Below are 19,761 nucleotides of genomic sequence, written 5' to 3' on the forward strand. Positions count from 1 at the left end.
CCACGAAGGAATCGTCACCATGGGAAAACTCAACCGACTGCTCGGGATGGCCGCTCGCGCCCTCGATCTCGACGAGAGCGGATCCCGCACGGATCGCGACGGCTCGCGGGGGCAGACGCCTCCCGCGCCCGGACGGCGTCACCCGGAGAATGATCGATACTCTCCTCCGCCGGTGCACCGGACGTCGCGTGACCCGTACTCTCCGCCTCCTGCCGGTGCCGCCTCCGCCTCCCGTGCAGCCGGATCGGGGTCGGACGCCGACCGGGCCGCGATCGCACGGTACGACTACCTGCTCGAGACCGCCGATCCGCACCGCGTCGAGCAGATCCATCGCGAGGCGTTCGCGCGGCTGACGCCGGCGCAGCGCGCGCAGGTGCAGGAGCGCATGAACACGGAGCTCGCGCCCGGCGAACGCCCGACCTCGTCCTCGCCGGAGGATCTCGCACGCGCGGCCGGGCGCTCCGAGGCGGCGCACCCCGGACGCATGCGCGGCATCCTGTCGCGGGTGCGCGGGTTCGGCGCTGCCGGTGCCGTCGGCGGCGCCGCCGTGGGCGCGTTGGGCATCGTGGCGGTCGGCGCCGTCGGCAGTGCCGTCGCCGCCCCCCTTCTCGAGCAGGCGGCCGGGCTCGGTGTCGACTTCGACGCGCTCGCGCAGGGTGTCGACGTCGAGGCGATCGCGAGCGGACTCGGCGGCGAGGAGCTCGCGGGAGCCGCTGAGGGTGTTCTCGGATCGGCCGGTGAGACCGTCTCGGGCCTCGGCGACGCCGCGAGCGAATGGGGTCAGCGGCTCGGCGACCTGGGCATCCCCGGAATCGGCGATCTGTTCGGCCGATGAGCGGCGCGATCATGGCGGCCGCCGAGTCATCGCCGTCGGATCACGGATTCTCCGGCCTCACCGGGTTCGCCGCCGACGTCCTCACCCAGCTCGGCGACATCGGGGTGGGCGTGCTGGTGTTCCTCGAGGTGCTCGTCCCGCCCATTCCGAGCGAGGTGATTCTCCCGTTCGCCGGCTACCTGAGTCAGAGCGGCGACCTCACGCTCGGCTGGCTGATCGTGTGGAGCACCCTCGCCTCATGGATCGGGGCGCTCCTGCTCTACTGGCTCGGGGCGGCCATCGGCATCGAGCGGGCCGTGCGGCTTCTCGCGGCCACCAAGCTGGTCAGCCGCGGCGATCTGGACCGGGGAGTGGCCTGGTTCCAACGAAGCGGAGGGTGGACGGTGCTCGTGGGGCGGATGGTCCCCGGAGTCCGCAGCCTGATCTCGATCCCTGCGGGTGCCACGCGGATGAACCTGGCGCGATTCAGCGTCTACACCATCGTGGGCAGCGGCCTGTGGAACACTCTGCTCATCGGGGTGGGTGCCCTGCTGGGAACCCAGCACGAGCAGCTCGAGCACCTGCTCGGGTATCTCGACTACGCCGTGTATTCAGCGCTGGCGATCGCCGTCGGTGTGCTGGTCCTGCGCCGAATCCGTGAGGCGCGCGGGTCGGCATCCGCGAACGGACAGACCCGCGGCGCGGCAGATGGACGCGCGGATGGCTGAGAAGCGCGCTGTGCCCCCGCTGGGACTCGAACCCAGACTGAAGCGATTTTAAGTCGCCTGCCTCTGCCATTGGGCTACGGGGGCTCCATGTGACTGGCTCAGATTACACGGGTATATCGGCCGCTCCGGCGCCGCATCCCGCACGGACAGGGCGAAGGGAGACGGGCGTCCCAGCGCCCGTCTCCCTGTGATGCTGCTGAGACAGCATCGCTACCCCCCGGCAACCGGCCGGGCACGGCCGGTGAGCCGCCACGAATGACGGCCTCAGTGATAGAGACGGCGACCGTGGATGTTCATTACGAGCATTGCGGCTAAAGTACCGGGATTCCGGACGTGGCCGTACGACTGCGCTGCGACTCGATCTCAGAAAGCATGAATCCGCGTCCGCGCTGGTCATAGGGTGGGGGAGTGCTCGACCTCATCGCCGATATGAGCCCCGATCAGGGACGAAACGCAGTCTCCCCCGAGTGGCACGACCCGTCACGGTACTGGCCGCGCCTGTCTGCGGCGACCGGCCACCTCTCTGCTCCCGTGGCGGTGATCGACAGAGAAGCGCTCCGGCACAACGCCCTGGATCTGCTGGTCCGTGCGGGCGGACTGCCGATCCGCGTCGCCTCGAAGTCGGTGCGCGTGCGCTCGGTGCTCGACGCGGTGCTGCAGCTTCCCGGCTACCGGGGGATTCTCGCGTTCACCCTCGCCGAAGCGCTCTGGCTCGCCGAGACCCATGACGACATCGTGATCGGCTACCCGACGGTCGATCGCGCGGGACTCGCGCAGCTCTTCGAATCCGAAGAGGCGGCGCGGCGCATCACGCTCATGGTCGACGACCCGGCGCATCTCGACATCGTCGACAGCGTCGCGCCTGCCGGCCATCGCCCCGACATCCGTGTCGCGATCGACGCGGACGCCTCACTGCGATCGGCGGCGCTCGGTCATATCGGCGTCCGCAGGTCCGCGCTGTTCACTCCGGGAGAGGTGGCGGCCTTCGCTCGCACGATCGTCCGCCGCCCCGGCTTCACGCTCGTCGGCCTGCAGATGTACGAGGCCCAGATCGCCGGGCAGGGCGACAACGCGGGACCGGACGCGCCGGTGATCCGTCTGATGCAGGCGCGCTCGCGGTCAGAGCTGCGAGACCGACGAGCCGCGATCGTCGGCGCACTCTCGGAGATCGCCCCTCTCGAGTTCCTCAACGGCGGAGGGACCGGCTCCCTCGAGTTCACCGGCAGCGACGAATCGCTGACCGAGGCGAGTGCCGGCAGCGGACTGCTCGGAGGGCACCTCTTCGACGGGTATCGATCCTTCCGCCCGGCACCGGCGTCCGCGTTCGCGTTCGACGTGGTGCGGCGGCCGGCCGCCGACATCGCGACCGTGCTCGGTGGCGGATGGATCGCCTCGGGCCCCGCCGTGGCGTCGCGACAGCCGTCGCCCGTCTGGCCGCAGGGACTGCGCACTCTGTCGCGCGAGGCCGCGGGCGAGGTGCAGACACCGCTGCAGGGGCGAGAGGCCCAGCACCTCGGAGTGGGCGATCGGGTCTGGTTCCGCCACGCGAAGAGCGGCGAGCCTGCCGAGCGCATCGACAGCTACCAGCTCGTCTCCGGCGACGAGATCGTCGACGAGCTTCCCACGTATCGCGGCGAGGGGAAGGCGTTCCTGTGACCCGGATCGGCGGAACCTGGCAGAACTGGGGGCGGTCGGCGCAGGTGAAGCCGCTCCGCGTCGAGCGCCCGCGCACGCCGGAAGGCGTGCAGCGCGCCGTCCGGGCGGCTGTGTCGCAAGGTCTCACCGTGAAGGCGGTCGGAGCGGGGCACAGCTTCACGGGCATCGCCGTCGCCCCCGGGGTGCTCCTGGAACTCGACGACATGCAAGGACTCGTATCGGCCGACGCGTCCACCGGCCGCGCGACCCTGCTCGCGGGAACCCGGCTGCACCGCATCCCCTCACTGCTTGCGCCGTTCGGTCTCGCCATGGAGAACCTCGGCGACATCGACCGTCAGTCCATCTCCGGCGCGATCTCGACAGGGACGCATGGCACCGGGTCCGGGTTCGGGGGACTCGCCACACAGGTCGTCGCGGCGACCATGGTGACCGCAGCCGGCGAGTTCCTGAGAGTGGACGAGAGGCAGAACACCGATCTGCTGCCCGCGGTCACGCTGGGGCTCGGCGCACTCGGGATCCTGGTCGACATCACGCTGCAGTGCGTGCCGAACCTCCTCATGGAGGCAGTCGACGAGCCAGCGCCTCTCGACGACGTTCTCGAGACCCTGCACAGTCGGGTCGAGGAATCGGACCACTTCGAGTTCTACTGGTTCCCGCACACGGACATCGCTCTGACCAAGAGACAGACCAGACTGCCGGAGTCGACACGGCGGCAGCCTCTCCCCGTCGTAGGGCGCTGGATCGATGAGACCCTGCTCTCGAACGGCGTGTACCGGGCGGTATGCGCCGCCGGGCAGGTGGCACCCGTCATCACTCCGCCGTTCAACAGGCTCGCGGTGAAGCTCACGGGCGACCGGCGCTACACCGAGCTGTCGCACCGCGTCCTGACACAGAGCCGCACGGTGCGGTTCCGCGAGATGGAGTACGCGCTGCCCGTCGAGAACGTCGTGCCGGCCTTCCGCGCTGTGCGCGAGCTCATCGAGCGACGAGGATACCGCATCGAATTCCCTATCGAGGTGCGCTTCGCGGCGGGCGACGACAGGTGGCTGTCGACGGCGTACGGCAGGGCCACGGGGTACATCGCGGTCCACCGCTACTGGCGCGCCGATCCGTCGGTGTACTTTGAGGCCGTGGAGCAGATCATGCTCGAGCACGGCGGACGGCCCCACTGGGGCAAGCTGCACACGCTGAACGCCGAGCAGCTGCGAGAGCGCTATCCGCGGTTCGACGACTTCACCGCCGTGCGCGACCGGCTCGACCCGGATCGCCGATTCACGAACCGATACCTGGATCGCGTTCTCGGCGCATGACGGGGCTGCAGCTGACCGTCGCACACCCAGTCGACGCGCAGGCTGCGCCGATAGGATGAGACAAACACGAGGAAGGGTGGGCCTCTGATGGAATGGCTCGTGCCGGTACTGATCGTCGTCGGTGTGATTCTGCTCATCGGAATCTACCTCTGGGCGACCTACAACTCGCTGGTGCAGCTCAACGTCCGCGTCGACGAGGCCTGGAGCGGCATCACGGTTCAGCTGAAGCGCAGAGCGGATCTGATACCCAACCTCATCGAGACGGTGAAGGGCTACGCCTCGCACGAGAAGGCGGTGTTCGAGAACGTCACGCGTGCGCGAGCGGAAACGCTGTCTGCCGGCAGCCCCGGCGAGGCGGGCATCGCCGAAGGTCATCTGCAGCAGGCGCTCCGCAGCCTGTTCGCGGTCGCCGAGGCCTATCCGCAGCTGCAGGCGAGCCAGAACTTCCTTCAGGTGCAGCAGGCCCTCGTCGACACCGAGGACAAGATCCAGGCTGCGCGCCGCTTCTACAACGGCGGGGTCCGCGAGCTGAACACCAAGATCAAGGTCTTCCCCAACAATCTCTTCGCCAAGGGACTCGGATTCACCGAGCGCGAGTTCTTCGAGGTCGCCGACAGCGGCGCGATCTCCGAACCGCCACGCGTGCAGTTCTGATGTGTCACAAGGCCCGATGCGCACCAGCGCATCGGGCCTTCTGCATGTCCGGCTGCCCGTGGCGAGTCGATCGCGGGGCCTGAGCGACGCTCACCAGACGTCGAGCTCCACAGCGTCACCCTCGACGGTCACGCCACCGCGGAGCGTCCAGGAGTCCGTGCGATACGTCTCGGTCCTCGGACTGCCGTCCTGACCTGTGCCAGACACGGTGGCGACGAGGACGCCCCCGTCGGCGACGAATCCACCGTCCGTGAGCTCCAGGACCGGCAGCTGCTCTATGCGGAACCGGACGTCGTCGACCGAGGCGAACTCGGTGCCCCAGGGGATCCTGATCCCGCATCCGTCGGGAACGGCGTCATCGGAGGCCTCCGCAGACGTGCACTCCTCGAGGTGGTCGTCCAGCGCCTGCTGTGCGGTCGTGCGCACATCGATCTCAGGCGTCGGTGCGCTGCTCGTCGCCGGGGGACCGGCAGCAGGGGACACATCGCCGGATGACAGCCACAGCCATGATGCCGCCACCACGACGACGAGAGCGGCACCGACGCCGCCGATCGCCCATGCCCTGCGGCGGTTCACGAGGGCACCTCTCTCGCGTGCACATGGCGACGCACGGACGTGTCCGGGCGAACCGAGAGTGCGGCGTGAAGAGCCTCTGCCGCGGTGCCCCACCGCGAGACCGAGACATGCGCGAGGCCCTGCCATTCCGCTGCGAGGGCCAGCTCTGCGGCGATCCGCTCAGCGTCGGCGTCAGGCCTGGCCTGAGGTTCCCACCAGGCCGACTGCACCTGAAGCGTCGACGTCGCGCGGTCGGCCTTCAGATCGACGCGGGCCACGATCCGGTCGCCGACGAGCACGGGCAGCGAGTAGTAGCCGTATCGCCGCTTGTCGGCGGGGACGTAGATCTCGATCCTGTAGTCGAGCTCGAAGGCGCGCAGCGCTCTGTCGCGGAACCAGACGACGGGATCGAACGGTGTCAGCAGCGCTGACGCGTCGATGCGGCGCGGCAGCACGGCATCCCGATGTCGCCAGCTCGGGAGCGGGCGCCCACCGCGGTCCCAGCCCCGCACCGACACCGGGAGCAGCTCGCCCGTGTCGACCAGATCGGCGATCGACTGCGAGACCGCCGCGCGATCGCGGATGCGGTGGTAGTCGGCGAGATCCGACTGCGTCGCGACTCCCGACGAGCGCGCCGCCCGACGTGTGAGCTCGCGGATCGCATCGTCCCGCGGCACGTGGCGCGACAGGATGGCGTCGGGGATCACCTGCTCGGCGAGAGCGTAGCTGCGCTCGAAACCCTTCCGACCGCTGATCGCGACGTCCCCGGTGCGCCACAGGTGCTCGAGCGCGAGCTTGACGTCATCCCAGTCCCACCATGTGCCGCGCTCGCGGGGCGCATCTTCTCGGAGATCCGCCGGTCGCAGTGGGCCCCGCGCCCTGAGCTCGTCCTGCACCCAGCGCAGCGTCCGCGTGTTCAGGCTCATCCACGAGTCGGCCGCCGCCCATCGAGCGCGGAAGCGATCCATCCGGAATCGCCACAGCGGCCAATCCTCGATGGGGATGAACGTCGCCTCATGAGCCATGTACTCGACGTAGTGGGTGGTCCGGGAGTGGAACACCCGATCGAACAGCGCCGGATCGTAGGCTCCCAGACGCGAGAACAGCGGCATGTAGTGCGACCTCGCGAACACGTTGACCGAGTCGATCTGCAGCACGCCCAGCCGATCCATCACCCGGTGGATGTGCCGGGCCGACACCGATGCGGGGCGTGCGCGGGAGAAGCCCTGCGCGGCCAGCGCGATGCGACGGGCCTGGGCGGAGCTGAGGGTCTCGGTCACCTCGTCAGGGTATCTCCGAGCGCCGACATCCGGGCCTCGTACGTCCGGACGCGCGGCGCCCGCGCCGTAGACTTGGGCGATGAGCGAAGAGCTGCGTCCACGGCTGAGAGACCTCTTCCGTCCGCGCCCGGTCTCGCCGGATCGCACGGTGACCACCGAGGCCGATGAAGCCGTCCCGCGAGGACTCCGCATCACGGCCGCATATTCCTGGCGCATCCTGCTGATCGCAGCGGTGGTGGCCGGATTCATCTGGCTCGTGATCGAGCTGAAGCTCCTCGTGATCCCGCTCATGGTCGGCATCCTCATCACGGCTCTGCTGTGGCCGGGATTCCAGTGGATGCTGCGCCACCGGTTCCCGCGCTGGCTGGCAGTGGCGCTGTCGATCATCGGCACGCTCGCGATCGTCTCCCTACTGCTCTGGCTCGTCATCTGGCAGGTCCGCGCCCAGCTGCCCGACGTGCAGGCGCGGAGTTCCCAGGCGATCGAGGAATTCCGGCAGTTCCTTCTCAACGGACCGCTGCACCTGAGTGAGACGCAGATCCAGGACTACATCGATCAGGGCCTCGGCATCATCAACGAGCAGACGCAGACGCTCCTCAACGGGGCTCTCGCGGTCGGCACGACCGCCGCGCATGTGGTGACCGGAGCGGTCCTCTCACTGTTCATCCTGATCTGCCTGCTCGCCGACGGTCGGGGGATCTGGCGCTGGACGCTGCGCCTGTTCCCGCGCGCGGCGCGACCTGCCGCCGACGCGGCCGCGAGCAACGGCTTCGCGACGATCGTCAACTACGCCCGCACGCAGCTGCTGGTGGCCGCGATCGACGCGGTCGGCATCGGCGTGGGTGCCGCTCTGCTCGGCGTCCCGCTGGCGATACCGGTCGCCGTGCTCGTCTTCCTCGGATCCTTCGTGCCGATCGTCGGTGCGGTCGTGACCGGCGCGATCGCGGTCCTGCTGGCCCTCGTCTACAACGGGCCGTGGATCGCTCTGGCGATGCTGGCCGTCGTGCTCGGCGTGCAGCAGCTCGAGGGGCACATCCTGCAGCCGATCCTGATGGGCTCCGCGGTGAAGGTGCACCCGCTCGCGGTCGTGCTCGTCGTCGCCGGCGGCTCGATGGTCGGCGGCATCCCCGGAGCGCTGTTCGCGGTGCCTCTCGCAGCGTTCGTCAACGTCGCAGCGGTGACCGTCAGCACGGGGTCGTGGAAGACCGGCGACGTCCCGAACGCAGACCTAATCTGGAGCACAGTTCCGCGCGAGCGGAGACGGAGGAATCGATGAGCGCAGTCCCCAGCCTGGACGAGTTCGAGAAGGCAGCTCAGAGTCTGGCTGAGGTGATCACGCGGACGCCGACGTTGCCTTCGCGCGCTCTGTCGGATGTCCTCGGAGCGCCGGTCGTACTCAAGATGGAGAACCTGCAGCGAACGGGGTCCTTCAAGATCCGGGGATCCGCATATCGCCTCTCCCAGCTGAGTGCCGAAGAGCGCGCGCGCGGCGTGGTCGCGGCCTCCGCCGGCAATCACGCGCAGGGCGTCGCCCTCGCGGCGCAGACCCTCGGAATCCCGGCGACCATCTTCGTGCCGATCGGCATCCCGGTGCCCAAGCTGCTGGCGACCAGGAGCTACGGCGCCGAGGTCGTGCTCGAGGGAGAGACGGTCGCGACGTCGCTGCGGCTCGCCGCCGAGTTCGCCGAGCGCACGGGAGCGGTGATCATCCATCCGTTCGACCACCGCGATGTCGTCATCGGCCAGGGCACGCTCGGACTCGAGCTGCTCGAGGATGCTCCGGACGTCGACACGATCGTGCTGGGGATCGGCGGGGGAGGCCTGATCGCCGGTGTCGCCGCTGCGGTGAAGGCGAAGGCCGCCGAGATGGGCCGCACCGTCCGCATCATCGGCGTCCAGGCCGAGAACGCCGCGGCGATGCTTCCCTCGCTCGAAGCGGGATACCCGGTCGACATCGAGACGAAGCCCACGATCGCTGACGGCATCCTGGTCGCGCGCCCCGGCGCCATCCCGTTCGAGATCATCAAGGACCTCGTCGACGAGGTCGTCACGGTGACGGACGACGACCTCGCACGCGCCATCCTCGTGCTGCTCGAGCAGTCCAAGGTGATCGCGGAGCCGGCGGGTGCCGTCGGAGTCGCCGCGATCCTCGCCGGTAAGGTGAAGGCCAGCGGCAAGACCATGGCCGTGGTCTCCGGTGGCAACATCGACCCGCTGCTGCTGCAGCGCGTGGTCTCTCACGGTCTGGCGGCATCCGGCCGGTACCTGACGATCCGCATCCCGCTGCCCGACCGTCCCGGTCAGCTGGCGCGGGTGTCCGAGCTGATCGCGGAGGCCGGCGCCAACGTGATCGAGGCGATGCACACCCGTCACGGGCACGGGCTGCAGATCAGCGAGGTCTTCCTCGAGCTCAGCGTCGAGACGCGGGGCACCGAGCATTCCGAGCACACCCTCGACACCCTCCGTCGTGCCGGCTTCCAGCCGATGATCGTTCCGGACTGACCCGCGACGACAGAAGGCCCCGTCCATTCGGACGGGGCCTTCTGTCGTCGCGGAACGCGCGCGTGATCGGAGCGCGTCAGCCGGTGTAGGTCTCGACGTTCACGATCTCGACCGAGATCGCGCGGCCGTTCGGCGCCTCGTACGAGGACTTCTCGCCGACCTTGAGTCCGAGGATCGCCTGTCCGAGCGGGCTGGCCTCGCTGTACACGTCGAGGTCGCTGCCCACGGCGATCTCACGGCTGCCGAGGAGGAAGACCTCTTCGCCACCGGCGACCACGGCGGTCACGACCGTGCCGGGCTCGACGATGCCGCGGCTCGCGGGCGCCTCGCCGACCTTGGCGGTCTTGAGAAGGTTCTCGAGGGTGCGGATCCGCGCCTCCTGCTTGCCCTGCTCGTCCTTGGCGGCGTGGTACCCGCCGTTCTCCTTGAGGTCGCCCTCTTCGCGTGCCGCTTCGATGCGCTTGGCGATCTCTTCGCGACCGGTGGTGGAGAGGTGCTCGAGCTCGGCGACGAGCCGGTCATACGCTTCCTGCGTGAGGAAGGGAACCTGAGCGTCAGTAGACATGACGAAGCTCCTTCGTTAGGTACCCGGCGACGTTCCGCGGGGGATATGCCAAGACGCCCCGGCACGGTGCCAGGGCGTCATCTGTCTGGCTCGAGTCTAAGCGACCCAGCAGCTGTTCACCAAACCTGTCGTGGCGCTCGAGACGGTGGGAACCGTGGCAGAGAGCGCCTGCGAATGGGCATCTCCGGCGGGGATCTCGACGACCTTCCAGCCGACGACCCCGAACTCCTCGTCCAGCGCCTCGACGATGCAGGCAACGTCCTTGCCCTGCACCCCGGTGATCTGGAAGCGCACGGTGACGCTGTGCTCATCCACCAGATCGAAGCCGAGATCGTCCGAGTCGACCGCGTTCATCTGCGCCGCGACGATCATCCAGCCGAACGCGCCGACGAGAAGTGCCGCGATGGCGATCAGGACGATCCATGGCCCCCGGCGGGAGCGGGCGCGACCGTAGCGGTCATCGAGCTGTTGTGCGGTCGTCACGGGGTGGGTCTTCCGGTCGTTAGGCTGGTAACTCCAGGTTATGCGACCTGCGCATGAAAGGCAGACTCCATGCTCGCTCTGACCGAGACACCGATGCCGACGCCCACGATGACGGTGGCACCGGAGCTGGTCACGCCCGGATTCGTCGGCTTCGCCGCCGTCGTGATCATCCTGATCGCGGTGATCCTGCTGATCCTCGACATGAACCGTCGCATCCGTCGGGTCCGCTACCGCGAAGAGGTCAGGGATGAGCTCGACGCCGAAGAGGCCGCGCGGGCGGCTGACGAGGCGACCGAGACGGATGCCGACCTGCCGATCGTGCGCGAGGGCGACGACGACCCCGAGAAGCGCTGACCGAGCCTTCGGCGGGTCAGGCCCCGAGTGACGGGGACAGCGGTGCGAGGGCGATGAGCAGACACGCGACCCAGTGGCACAGGAAAGCGAGCACCGTGCATACGTGGAAGATCTCGTGGAACCCGAAATGGCCGGGCCACGGGTTGGGCTTCTTGATCGCGTAGACGACCGCGCCGCCCGTATAGAGGAGCCCTCCGACGATGACGAGCACCATCATCGTGGCGTTCGCGACGAAGAGGTCGGCGAGGTACATCACCGCAGCCCAGCCCAGAAGCAGGTAGAGGGCGACGTACAGCCACCGCGGAGCATTGATCCAGAACACCCGGAACAGGATGCCGAGAAGCGCCCCGCTCCACACGAACACGAGCAGCAGGGCGCCCTTCTGAGGGGGCAGAGCGAGCACGGCGAGCGGCGTATAGGTGCCGGCGATCAGCAGCAGGATGTTCGCGTGGTCGATCCGCTTGAGGATCACCTTGACCTTCGGGCTCCAGTCGATCCGGTGATAGAGAGCGGAGTTGCCGAAGAGCAGGAGCGAGGTGGCCATGAACACGGCGGCGGCCCACTTGGCCGCGCCGCCCTGCGCGACGGTGATCAGCACCACCCCGGCGACGATCGCGACGGGGAACGTGGCCGCGTGGATCCAGCCGCGCCAGGTCGGCTTGATCTCGACGGCGGCGTCGTGCGCCGCCTCCTCCAGGAGGGGCAGCTGGGGGACGTCAGGTACCGAGGAGTCGGGAGTGCTCACGCCTTCACTCTATGCGGGCGCCCATGCAGGCGAGCGTACATATCCTGAGCGTCGGCCCTGGGTCCGCCGACGCCGACGCGATAGCGTAGGGAGGTGATGACACGCGATGGTCAGGGGCGGGGGCCGCTGTACCGCCTCTACACCAGCCGGCTGCGCCGCCATCTCGATCCGGCGACCGTTCCCCATCACGTCGCCATGATGATCGACGGCAATCGGCGCTGGGCCAGGCAGCTCGGCTACGAGACTCCCGCGGAGGGACACAGGGCGGGTGCCGCCAAGATGCGCGAGTTCCTCGGCTGGTGCGACGAACTCGGGGTTCGGGTCGTGTCGCTGTATCTCCTGTCCAGCGACAACCTGCGAAAGCGCGACTCCGCCGAGCTCGCCGATCTGATCGAGATCATCGCCGAGCTCGCCGAGGCACTGTCGCGCGAGGGCAATTGGCGTGTGAAGCACGTCGGACGCTCCGACATCCTTCCCGCGGAGCTCGCGAAGGTGCTGGACGACGCACAGGAGCGCACGCGCGACCACACCGGCCTCCACGTCAACCTCGCGGTCGGCTACGGCGGACGCAACGAGATCGTCGATGCGGTGCGCAGCATCGTCACGGCGCATCAGGCGTCCGGCGGCACGATCGAGGACCTCGCCGCTCATCTGACCCCCGAGATGATCGGGGAGCATCTGTACACCGGCGGCCAGCCGGACCCCGATCTCGTCATCCGCACGAGCGGCGAGCAGCGTCTGAGCGACTTCCTGCTCTGGCAGAGCGCCCACAGCGAGTTCTACTTCGTGGAGGCGCTCGGGCCGGACCTGCGACAGGTCGACTTCCTCCGCGCGATCCGCGACTTCGCCGACCGTGACCGGCGCTTCGGCCGCTGACCTCGCCGACGACGCCACCCCGCGTTAACCAACACGTAACGAACTCGTGGCGTGTCGAGTCCGTCAAATGTCGGCGGCTGGTCGTAGCTTCTAGGCATCGGGCAAGGTGCCCGTCGGGTCGGCCTCAGGATGACGACTCGTGACCCCCTGGTCGACTCGTTCGAATAACCGGGAGTTCCCCGGGTCGGGAGTGGGTCGTGACCTCACGTACAGCGCAGCAGTCCACCAGCACCGCGCAGCAGTCCACCCGTAAGACGACGATGCGAGCGGGGGCGGAGGGTCCTGATCAGGATCTTCGGACCTATGTGCTCGACACGTCCGTCCTGCTGAGCGATCCGCAGGCGTTCTTCCGGTTCGCCGAGCACTCGGTCGTCCTTCCGGTGGTGGTCATCACCGAACTCGAAGGCAAGCGGCACGACCCGGAGATCGGATACTTCGCCCGTCAGGCGCTTCGCCACCTCGATGACCTTCGTGTCGAGCACGGACGGCTGGACTTCCCCGTCGAGGTCGGCGAGGGCGGCACGCTTCGGGTCGAGCTGGCCAACACGGACTCCTCGGTGCTCCCGGCCGGCATCCGGCTGAGCGACAACGACACCCGCATCCTCTCGGTCGCGATGAACCTCGCGCAGGACGGTCAGGACGTCACGATCGTCTCGAAGGACCTCCCGATGCGCGTCAAGGCGGCCTCGCTCGGTCTGCGTGCCGAGGAGTACCTCGCCGAGCAGGCCGTCGATTCGGGATGGACCGGAATCACCACCCTCGACCTGTCCGGTGACGAGATCAGCGATCTCTACGAGAGCGAGGTGGGCATCAGCGAAGATGCGAGGGGCCTGCCGGTGAACACCGGGCTCATCATCCACTCCGAGCGCGGTTCCGCACTCGGCAGGATCACGGGAGACGGCGAGTACAAGCTCGTCCGCGGCGACCGCGACATCTTCGGCATGCACGGGCGGTCCGCCGAGCAGCGGATCGCGATCGACCTGCTCACCGACCCGGACATCGGCATCGTCTCGCTGGGCGGGCGCGCGGGCACCGGAAAGTCCGCCCTGGCTCTCTGCGCCGGCCTCGAGGCGGTGCTCGAACGACAGCAGCAGAAGAAGATCATCGTCTTCCGCCCGCTGTTCGCCGTCGGAGGCCAGGAGCTCGGCTACCTGCCCGGCGATCAGGGCGAGAAGATGGGCCCGTGGGGGCAGGCGGTGTTCGACACGCTCGGTTCGGTCGTGTCAGGCAACGTCATGGAGGAGGTCGTCGAACGGGGCATTCTCGAGGTGCTCCCGCTCACGCACATCCGCGGTCGGTCGCTGCACGACGCGTTCGTGATCGTCGACGAGGCGCAGTCGCTCGAGCGCAACGTGCTGCTGACCGTCCTCAGCCGCATGGGGCAGAACTCGCGCGTGATCCTGACCCACGACGTCGGCCAGCGCGACAACCTCCGTGTCGGCCGTCATGACGGCATCGCCAGTGTGATCGAGACGCTCAAGGGGCATGACCTGTTCGCCCACGTGACGCTGATGCGGTCCGAGCGCTCCGCGATCGCCGCCCTGGTGACCGAGCTTCTCGAAGGGGGCGAACTCAGCTGACCTGAGTGGTCCGACAGCGGATGCCGTGGTGTCACGGCATCCGCTGTCGCATGTTCCGGCGGATGCGTCGGCGATTCGCTTCCGTCGACGTGGTCGTCGGATTACGCTCGTGGCACCGAACGCAGACGATGGAGTGATGCGCCATGAGTGACACAACGAAGACTGTCGAAGACCACTCGCTTCCCCCGGTGGCTGTCGATGAGAAGCCGCGCTGGACACCGCTGAAGATCGTCCTCTGGGCGGCGATCGCGCTACTGGGCGGTGTCGCCTGGACGATGCTCGCCATCGTCAGAGGCGAGACGGTGAACGCGATCTGGTTCGTGTTCGCGGCGGTCTGCACCTATCTCGTCTTCTACCGTTTCTACTCGAAGTTCATCGAGCGCAACCTCGTCAAGCCGAACGACCGACGCGCGACACCCGCCGAGTACAAGGCGGACGGCAAGGACTACGTCGCGACCGACCGTCGAGTGCTGTTCGGACACCACTTCGCCGCGATCGCGGGTGCCGGCCCTCTCGTGGGACCCGTGCTCGCCGCGCAGATGGGCTACCTGCCGGGCACGATCTGGATCATCGTCGGAGTCGTCCTGGCGGGTGCCGTGCAGGACTACCTCGTGATGTTCTTCTCGATGCGCCGGGGCGGGCGCTCTCTCGGCCAGATGGCCCGCGACGAGCTCGGTCGATTCGGCGGCACGGCGGCCATCGTCGCCACACTCCTCATCATGATCATCATCACGGCGATCCTCGCTCTCGTCGTGGTGAACGCCCTCGGCGAGAGCCCCTGGGGCGTGTTCTCCGTGGCCATGACGATCCCGATCGCCCTGTTCATGGGTGCGTACCTCCGGTGGATCCGACCAGGCAAGATCACCGAGGTGTCGCTCATCGGGTTCGTGCTCCTGATGGCGGCGATCATCGGCGGCGGGATGGTCGCCGAGACCGACTGGGGTCAGGCGGTCTTCACCCTCGACCGCACGACGATCGCGTGGGGGATCATCATCTACGGCTTCATCGCCGCGGTGCTGCCGGTGTGGATGCTGCTCGCTCCGCGCGACTACCTCTCGACCTTCATGAAGATCGGCGTGATCGTGGCACTCGCCGTCGCGATTCTTTTCGTGCGGCCCGAGATCACCGTCCCGGCCTTCAGTGAATTCGCTGCGGGGGAGACGGGGCCGGTCTGGGCGGGTTCCCTCTTCCCGTTCCTGTTCGTGACGATCGCCTGCGGGGCGCTGAGCGGATTCCATGCGCTCATCGCGTCGGGCACCACGCCGAAGATGATCGAGAAGGAGAAGCAGACCCGCTTCATCGGCTACGGCGGCATGCTCATGGAGTCGTTCGTCGCGATCATGGCGCTCGTCGCCGCGATCTCGATCGACCGTGGTCTGTACTTCGCGATGAACTCCTCGCCGGCCGCGACCCTCGGCACCGTCGAAGGCGCCGTGCAGTTCGTCAACAGCCTCGGGCTGACGGGGGTGAACCTGACCCCCGAGATGCTCACGAGCACGGCCGAGGCTGTGGGGGAGGAGTCGATCGTCTCCCGGACCGGCGGTGCGCCGACCCTCGCTCTCGGCCTCGCGCACATCATGCAGCAGTGGATCGGCGGCACCGGGATGATGGCGTTCTGGTATCACTTCGCAATCATGTTCGAGGCGCTGTTCATCCTGACCGCGGTGGATGCCGGCACCCGTGTCGCGCGATTCATGCTGCAGGACTCGGTCGGCAACGTCATCCCCCGTTTCAAGGACACGTCGTGGCGGGCCGGGGCCTGGATCTGCACGGCGGTGATGGTCGCGGGCTGGGGCGCGGTGCTGATCATGGGCGTCACGGACCCTCTCGGCGGCATCAACACCCTGTTCCCGTTGTTCGGCATCGCCAATCAGCTGCTGGCGGCCATCGCGCTCGCCGTGGTGCTCACCATCGTCGCCCGCAGGCGCACGTTCACGGTTCTCTGGGTGGTCGCTCTGCCGCTGGCATTCGTGACGGTCGTCACCGTCACGGCGTCGCTGCAGAAGATCTTCTCGAGCGTGCCGCAGGTCGGCTACTTCGCCAATCACGTCGCCTTCCGCGACGCGCTGGCTGCGGGCGAGACGTCGTTCGGCACGGCGACCAGCGTCGCCGCGATGGAGGCGGTGGTGCGCAACACGATGATCCAGGGCATCCTGTCGGTGACTTTCCTCGTGCTGTCTGTGATCGTCATCACGATCTCGATCGTCAAGGTCATCCAGGCGGTGCGACCCGGGCCGATCATCGATCACGAAGACCCGGAGGTGCCGTCGCGTCGGTTCGCTCCGGCAGGACTCATCGCCTCACCGGAGGAGCGCGCGGTCGAGAAGGAGTGGAACGCGCTGCCCTCGTCCGCCCAGCCGACGAGGGGGCACTGATGTCTGCGGCGGTGGCCGAGGCGGCGCGCAGGATCTGGCACTCCGTCGCCTGGTACATGAACGGCGTGACAGGGCAGTCGCGGTACACGGCCTACGTCGCGCACGAACGGGAGCGGCATCCCGAGCGAGAGCCGCTCACCGAACGCGAGTTCTGGCGGGCGCACTACGCCCAGCAGGATGCCGACCCCGGAGCCCGCTGCTGCTGAGGGGCAGAGACGACGGATGCCGCAGGGAACCAGTCCCTGCGGCATCCGTCGTGTCAGCGTCCGGTGATCAACCCGGGTGGGTCATCGACAGCAGGTCGAGCTTCTCGTCGAGCTGCTCGAGCGTCAGGTCTCCGCGCTCGACATAGCCGAGGTCGATCACGGCGTCGCGCACCGTGATGCCCTTCGCGACCGAGTGCTTGGCGATCTTCGCCGCAGCCTCGTAGCCGATGAGCTTGTTGAGCGGGGTGACGATCGACGGGCTCATTCCGGCGAAAGCCGCCGCGCGGTCGAGGTTCGCCTGCAGTCCGTCGACGGTCTTGTCGGCGAGCACGCGCGAGGCGTTGGCGAGCAGACGGATCGACTCGAGAACGGCGGTGCCCATGACCGGGATCGCGACGTTGAGCTCGAACGAGCCGGATGCTCCGGCCCAGGCGACGGTCGCGTCGTTGCCGATCACTCGTGCGCACACCATCAGCACGGCCTCGGGGACGACCGGGTTCACCTTTCCGGGCATGATCGAGGAACCCGGCTGCAGGTCGGGGATGTGCAGTTCGCCGAGTCCGGTGTTGGGGCCGGAGCCCATCCAGCGCAGGTCGTTGTTGATCTTGGTCAGCGAGACGGCGATCGTGCGCAGCGCGCCGGACGCCTCGACGAGACCGTCGCGGTTGGCCTGTGCCTCGAAGTGATCCTTGGCCTCGGTGATCGGAAGCTCGGTCTCGGCTGCGAGCAGCTCGATGACCTTCTGCGGGAATCCGAGCGGGGTGTTGATGCCGGTGCCGGTGGCGGTGCCGCCGAGCGGGACCTCGGCGACGCGGGGGAGCGCCGACTGCACGCGCTCGATGCCGAGGCGCATCTGACGGGCGTAGCCGCCGAACTCCTGGCCCAGGGTGACGGGCGTGGCGTCCATGAGGTGCGTGCGACCCGACTTCACCGCGTCCTTCCACAGCTCGGCCTTCGCCTCGAAGGCGACGGCGAGGTGGTCGAGCGCGGGGATGAGGGTGTCGATGAGCGCCTGCGTGACAGCGATGTGCACCGAGGTCGGGAACACGTCGTTCGACGACTGCGAGGCGTTCACATGGTCGTTCGGGTGCACATCCGCACCGAGGATGCGCGTCGCGAGCGTCGCGAGCACCTCGTTCATGTTCATGTTCGACGACGTGCCGGAGCCCGTCTGGTAGGTGTCGACGGGGAACTCGCCGTCATGTGCACCGGATGCGACCTCGTCGGCGGCCTGGGCGATCGCGTCCGCGATGGCCCCATCGAGCGTGCCCAGCTCCTTGTTCGCGAGCGCGGCGGCCTTCTTGATGCGCGCGAGGGCGGCGATCTGCGTGGATTCGAGGCCCTTGCCCGAGATCGGGAAGTTCTCGACGGCGCGCTGCGTCTGTGCGCCGTAGAGCGCGTTCACGGGAACACGCACCTCGCCCATCGTGTCGTGCTCGATGCGGTAGCCCTGCGCGTCTGCGCCGCTGTGCTGGTCGGTCATTCCGAACCCTCCTTGGTTGCGGGGCTGTGCCCCTCGGTGTCGTTTCCGTCTGTGTCGAGTCCGACCGTGATGACGGGAATCGCGGTTCCCTCGGCCAGACGGTAGTTGGCGCCGACGATGCCCAGACGACCCTCGGCGACGGCGTGGGAGATCACCTCGGACGACTGCAGCAGGTCGCGGACCGTGTTGCGCAGGTGCTCCTGGCCGACCAGGTCGGCGTCGATCTCGGCGACCGTGGTCCCGCCGCTCTCGACGAGCACCTTCCGGGCCGCAGGCACGATCGGTGCGATGAGCTTCCAGATGTGCGGCGGCAGCGGCGCCGCGTCGATCGCGGTGCCGTCGATGGCGGCGCGCACAGCACCGCACGAGTCGTGTGCGAGCACGACGATCAGGGGGACGTTCAGCACCGCGACCGCGTACTCGAGGCTCGCGACGATCGACTCGCCGATCACCTGACCGGCATTGCGGACGACGAACAGGTCGCCGAGCCCCAGGTCGAAGATGATCTCCGCGGCCAGCCGGGAGTCGGAGCATCCGAACAGGGTGGCGACAGGATGCTGCGCCGCAGCCAGGTGCTTGCGTCGGGCGACATCCTGATTCGGGTGCCGCGGGGCGTCATCGACGAATCGCTGGTTGCCCTCCTGCATCTGCTTCCAGGCGGCGGCGGGCGTGAGCGTGTCTGTCATGAGGGCTACTCCGAGAGGTCGCGGATCTGGGGGACGAGGGACTCGGCGAGCTCGGCGGTGGAGTCGGCGGAGCGTGAGCCGTAGAGCAGCAGGTAGTCGTCACCCGCCTGGGTGCCGATCGCATAGGTGATGTTCTGCTTCGCACCGGCATCGCCGAGGTCGTAGACGTCCCACTCCAGCCCGCCGATCGACGTCGTGTCCGTCGGCGCGGTTCCGTTGAGGCGCTGCGGGGCCCAGGCTGCGTCAGCATCGAAGGCCTGTGCCAGCTTGATGAATCCGCGCTCATCCTCGGCTGACGGGGCGAGGGTGACATCCCAGACCGTCGTCGCGCCGCTCGTGAGCTCGGCCGTGTTGACTCTCCAGAAGTCGGCCAGGTCGGGCACGATCACCGGGCGATCCATGGTGGACTCCACGTCCGCGGCTACGCCGACCACGTCGATCTTCTGGGCGGTCGCGGGTTCGCCACGGGGAACTGCGAGCACGATCACCGTGACGATGGCCAGCGTGACGATCAGAGCGGCCACCAGGCTGCGCACCGTCTGGCTCGAGCGATAGGCCTTGCTCGACGCGGCCTTGCGGGCCGCCGTCTCTTCGGGGGTCTCCGGCCGGCCCAGTTCGGCGACGATGGGAGCGGGCTTGCTCATGAGTCGTCTCCGTCGGCGGCACCGGTCGACGTCGCACGGGCGGCCTCGAGGCGACGCTTGGCGCCGAGCAGCCATTCCTCACAGCGGGCCGCCAGGGCCTCGCCGCGCTCCCAGAGAGCGAGCGACTGCTCGAGGGTCGGAGCGCCCTGTTCGAGCTCGGAGACGACCTTCACGAGCTCATCGCGAGCGGCCTCGAATGACAGCGTGTCCACAGGGGTGTCGTTCGGCGCACTCACGCCTCCATCCTACGCGGTACGCGGGACCC

At 68.2% G+C, this 19,761-nt stretch carries 21 protein-coding genes and 1 tRNA gene; 12 read left to right on the plus strand and 10 right to left on the minus strand.

Features of this window, described 5'->3' with window-relative positions; genetic code table 11:
• Positions 1-19: 19 nt before the first annotated feature.
• Together BMW26_RS05255 and BMW26_RS05260 are read left to right on the plus strand one after the other, a co-directional pair.
• Complete coding sequence (locus tag BMW26_RS05255; protein WP_072590971.1) at positions 20-835, plus strand: hypothetical protein; 816 nt, start codon at positions 20-22, stop codon at positions 833-835.
• The gene (locus BMW26_RS05260; RefSeq protein ID WP_056277947.1) at positions 832-1,542 is read left to right on the plus strand and encodes a DedA family protein; all 711 of its coding nucleotides are present in this window, start codon (positions 832-834) and stop codon (positions 1,540-1,542) included. The genes BMW26_RS05255 and BMW26_RS05260 overlap by 4 nt, the downstream gene beginning before the upstream one ends.
• An 11-nt stretch (positions 1,543-1,553) precedes the next feature.
• On the opposite strand, the gene BMW26_RS05265 is transcribed toward BMW26_RS05260, so the two are convergent.
• Positions 1,554-1,626, minus strand: a tRNA-Leu gene (locus tag BMW26_RS05265).
• A gap of 324 nt (positions 1,627-1,950) precedes the next feature.
• On the opposite strand from BMW26_RS05265, the gene BMW26_RS05270 reads away from it, so the two are divergent.
• From BMW26_RS05270 to BMW26_RS05280, 3 genes are all read left to right on the plus strand, one after another.
• Positions 1,951-3,198 carry an alanine racemase gene (locus BMW26_RS05270; protein WP_072590972.1) on the plus strand — a complete coding sequence of 416 codons (1,248 nt, stop codon included), beginning with the start codon at positions 1,951-1,953 and terminating at the stop codon, positions 3,196-3,198.
• Entirely contained in the window at positions 3,195-4,508 is a 1,314-nt protein-coding gene (locus BMW26_RS05275; RefSeq protein WP_072590973.1) for a D-arabinono-1,4-lactone oxidase, read from the plus strand. Before BMW26_RS05270 ends, BMW26_RS05275 begins: the two co-directional genes overlap by 4 nt.
• Before the next feature lie 87 nt (positions 4,509-4,595).
• Positions 4,596-5,162 carry a LemA family protein gene (locus tag BMW26_RS05280; protein ID WP_042542063.1) on the plus strand — a complete coding sequence of 189 codons (567 nt, stop codon included), beginning with the start codon at positions 4,596-4,598 and terminating at the stop codon, positions 5,160-5,162.
• A 90-nt stretch (positions 5,163-5,252) separates the two neighbouring features.
• Here the strand turns inward: BMW26_RS05280 and BMW26_RS05285 are convergent, their stop codons facing one another.
• A complete protein-coding gene (locus tag BMW26_RS05285) occupies positions 5,253-5,738 on the minus strand; it encodes a hypothetical protein (protein WP_056277954.1) in 486 nt (161 codons plus the stop codon).
• Positions 5,735-6,997, minus strand: a complete 1,263-nt coding sequence (locus BMW26_RS05290; RefSeq protein WP_072590974.1) for a winged helix-turn-helix domain-containing protein — start codon at positions 6,995-6,997, stop codon at positions 5,735-5,737. Before BMW26_RS05290 ends, BMW26_RS05285 begins: the two co-directional genes overlap by 4 nt.
• Positions 6,998-7,076: 79 nt before the next feature.
• Between BMW26_RS05290 and BMW26_RS05295 the strand changes: the two genes are divergently transcribed.
• Entirely contained in the window at positions 7,077-8,273 is a 1,197-nt protein-coding gene (locus BMW26_RS05295; RefSeq protein ID WP_082297766.1) for an AI-2E family transporter, read from the plus strand.
• Positions 8,270-9,499 (plus strand): threonine ammonia-lyase, encoded by a 1,230-nt coding sequence (gene ilvA / locus BMW26_RS05300; RefSeq protein WP_053095513.1) that lies wholly within the window; start codon positions 8,270-8,272, stop codon positions 9,497-9,499. The genes BMW26_RS05295 and ilvA overlap by 4 nt, the downstream gene beginning before the upstream one ends.
• Positions 9,500-9,575: 76 nt before the next feature.
• Here the strand turns inward: ilvA and greA are convergent, their stop codons facing one another.
• Positions 9,576-10,064, minus strand: a complete 489-nt coding sequence (gene greA / locus BMW26_RS05305; protein ID WP_053095514.1) for a transcription elongation factor GreA — start codon at positions 10,062-10,064, stop codon at positions 9,576-9,578.
• Positions 10,065-10,160: 96 nt separating this feature from the next.
• Entirely contained in the window at positions 10,161-10,547 is a 387-nt protein-coding gene (locus BMW26_RS05310) for a DUF4307 domain-containing protein (RefSeq protein WP_072590975.1), read from the minus strand.
• A 69-nt stretch (positions 10,548-10,616) separates the two neighbouring features.
• Here BMW26_RS05310 and BMW26_RS05315 point away from each other — a divergent pair, with 69 nt between their 5' ends.
• On the plus strand, positions 10,617-10,901 hold the full coding sequence (locus tag BMW26_RS05315) for a hypothetical protein (RefSeq protein ID WP_053095516.1): 285 nt from the start codon (positions 10,617-10,619) through the stop codon (positions 10,899-10,901).
• Positions 10,902-10,917: 16 nt separating this feature from the next.
• Here BMW26_RS05315 and trhA read toward each other — a convergent pair whose 3' ends face one another.
• On the minus strand, positions 10,918-11,646 hold the full coding sequence (trhA, locus tag BMW26_RS05320; protein WP_072590976.1) for a PAQR family membrane homeostasis protein TrhA: 729 nt from the start codon (positions 11,644-11,646) through the stop codon (positions 10,918-10,920).
• Positions 11,647-11,742: 96 nt separating this feature from the next.
• Here trhA and BMW26_RS05325 point away from each other — a divergent pair, with 96 nt between their 5' ends.
• The 4 genes from BMW26_RS05325 to BMW26_RS05340 all read left to right on the plus strand — a co-directional run bounded on the left by BMW26_RS05325 (position 11,743) and on the right by BMW26_RS05340 (position 16,683).
• Positions 11,743-12,522, plus strand: a complete 780-nt coding sequence (locus BMW26_RS05325) for an isoprenyl transferase (protein WP_053095518.1) — start codon at positions 11,743-11,745, stop codon at positions 12,520-12,522.
• Positions 12,523-12,782: 260 nt separating this feature from the next.
• Positions 12,783-14,102 (plus strand): PhoH family protein, encoded by a 1,320-nt coding sequence (locus tag BMW26_RS05330; protein ID WP_053095519.1) that lies wholly within the window; start codon positions 12,783-12,785, stop codon positions 14,100-14,102.
• A 143-nt stretch (positions 14,103-14,245) separates the two neighbouring features.
• Positions 14,246-16,477: a carbon starvation CstA family protein gene (locus BMW26_RS05335; RefSeq protein ID WP_072590977.1), complete on the plus strand. Its 2,232-nt coding sequence runs from the start codon at positions 14,246-14,248 to the stop codon at positions 16,475-16,477.
• Positions 16,477-16,683, plus strand: coding sequence for a YbdD/YjiX family protein (locus BMW26_RS05340; protein WP_053095521.1), 207 nt, complete (start codon positions 16,477-16,479; stop codon positions 16,681-16,683). Before BMW26_RS05335 ends, BMW26_RS05340 begins: the two co-directional genes overlap by 1 nt.
• A gap of 67 nt (positions 16,684-16,750) precedes the next feature.
• Here the strand turns inward: BMW26_RS05340 and BMW26_RS05345 are convergent, their stop codons facing one another.
• The 4 genes from BMW26_RS05345 to BMW26_RS05360 are packed head-to-tail and all read right to left on the minus strand — an operon-like array spanning position 16,751 to position 19,732.
• The gene (locus tag BMW26_RS05345; RefSeq protein ID WP_053095522.1) at positions 16,751-18,166 is read right to left on the minus strand and encodes a class II fumarate hydratase; all 1,416 of its coding nucleotides are present in this window, start codon (positions 18,164-18,166) and stop codon (positions 16,751-16,753) included.
• On the minus strand, positions 18,163-18,852 hold the full coding sequence (locus BMW26_RS05350) for a carbonic anhydrase (RefSeq protein WP_053095523.1): 690 nt from the start codon (positions 18,850-18,852) through the stop codon (positions 18,163-18,165). The genes BMW26_RS05345 and BMW26_RS05350 overlap by 4 nt, the downstream gene beginning before the upstream one ends.
• Positions 18,853-18,857: 5 nt before the next feature.
• Positions 18,858-19,496: a DUF4245 family protein gene (locus tag BMW26_RS05355; RefSeq protein ID WP_053095524.1), complete on the minus strand. Its 639-nt coding sequence runs from the start codon at positions 19,494-19,496 to the stop codon at positions 18,858-18,860.
• Positions 19,493-19,732 carry an exodeoxyribonuclease VII small subunit gene (locus BMW26_RS05360; RefSeq protein WP_053095525.1) on the minus strand — a complete coding sequence of 80 codons (240 nt, stop codon included), beginning with the start codon at positions 19,730-19,732 and terminating at the stop codon, positions 19,493-19,495. The genes BMW26_RS05355 and BMW26_RS05360 overlap by 4 nt, the downstream gene beginning before the upstream one ends.
• Between the last annotated feature and the right edge of the window lie 29 nt (positions 19,733-19,761).

Origin of the sequence: Microbacterium sp. 1.5R (assembly GCF_001889265.1) — a bacterium.
GTDB lineage: Bacteria > Actinomycetota > Actinomycetes > Actinomycetales > Microbacteriaceae > Microbacterium.

Coding starts and splice junctions, on each gene's coding strand:
- BMW26_RS05255 (WP_072590971.1), top strand. CDS start 20: ATGGGAAAACTCAACCGACTGCTCGGGATGGCCGCTCGCGCCCTCGAT.
- BMW26_RS05260 (WP_056277947.1), top strand. CDS start 832: ATGAGCGGCGCGATCATGGCGGCCGCCGAGTCATCGCCGTCGGATCAC.
- BMW26_RS05280 (WP_042542063.1), top strand. CDS start 4,596: ATGGAATGGCTCGTGCCGGTACTGATCGTCGTCGGTGTGATTCTGCTC.
- BMW26_RS05295 (WP_082297766.1), top strand. CDS start 7,077: ATGAGCGAAGAGCTGCGTCCACGGCTGAGAGACCTCTTCCGTCCGCGC.
- ilvA (WP_053095513.1), top strand. CDS start 8,270: ATGAGCGCAGTCCCCAGCCTGGACGAGTTCGAGAAGGCAGCTCAGAGT.
- greA (WP_053095514.1), bottom strand. CDS start 10,064: ATGTCTACTGACGCTCAGGTTCCCTTCCTCACGCAGGAAGCGTATGAC.
- BMW26_RS05315 (WP_053095516.1), top strand. CDS start 10,617: ATGCTCGCTCTGACCGAGACACCGATGCCGACGCCCACGATGACGGTG.
- BMW26_RS05325 (WP_053095518.1), top strand. CDS start 11,743: ATGACACGCGATGGTCAGGGGCGGGGGCCGCTGTACCGCCTCTACACC.
- BMW26_RS05330 (WP_053095519.1), top strand. CDS start 12,783: ATGCGAGCGGGGGCGGAGGGTCCTGATCAGGATCTTCGGACCTATGTG.
- BMW26_RS05335 (WP_072590977.1), top strand. CDS start 14,246: ATGAGTGACACAACGAAGACTGTCGAAGACCACTCGCTTCCCCCGGTG.
- BMW26_RS05340 (WP_053095521.1), top strand. CDS start 16,477: ATGTCTGCGGCGGTGGCCGAGGCGGCGCGCAGGATCTGGCACTCCGTC.
- BMW26_RS05345 (WP_053095522.1), bottom strand. CDS start 18,166: ATGACCGACCAGCACAGCGGCGCAGACGCGCAGGGCTACCGCATCGAG.
- BMW26_RS05350 (WP_053095523.1), bottom strand. CDS start 18,852: ATGACAGACACGCTCACGCCCGCCGCCGCCTGGAAGCAGATGCAGGAG.
- BMW26_RS05355 (WP_053095524.1), bottom strand. CDS start 19,496: ATGAGCAAGCCCGCTCCCATCGTCGCCGAACTGGGCCGGCCGGAGACC.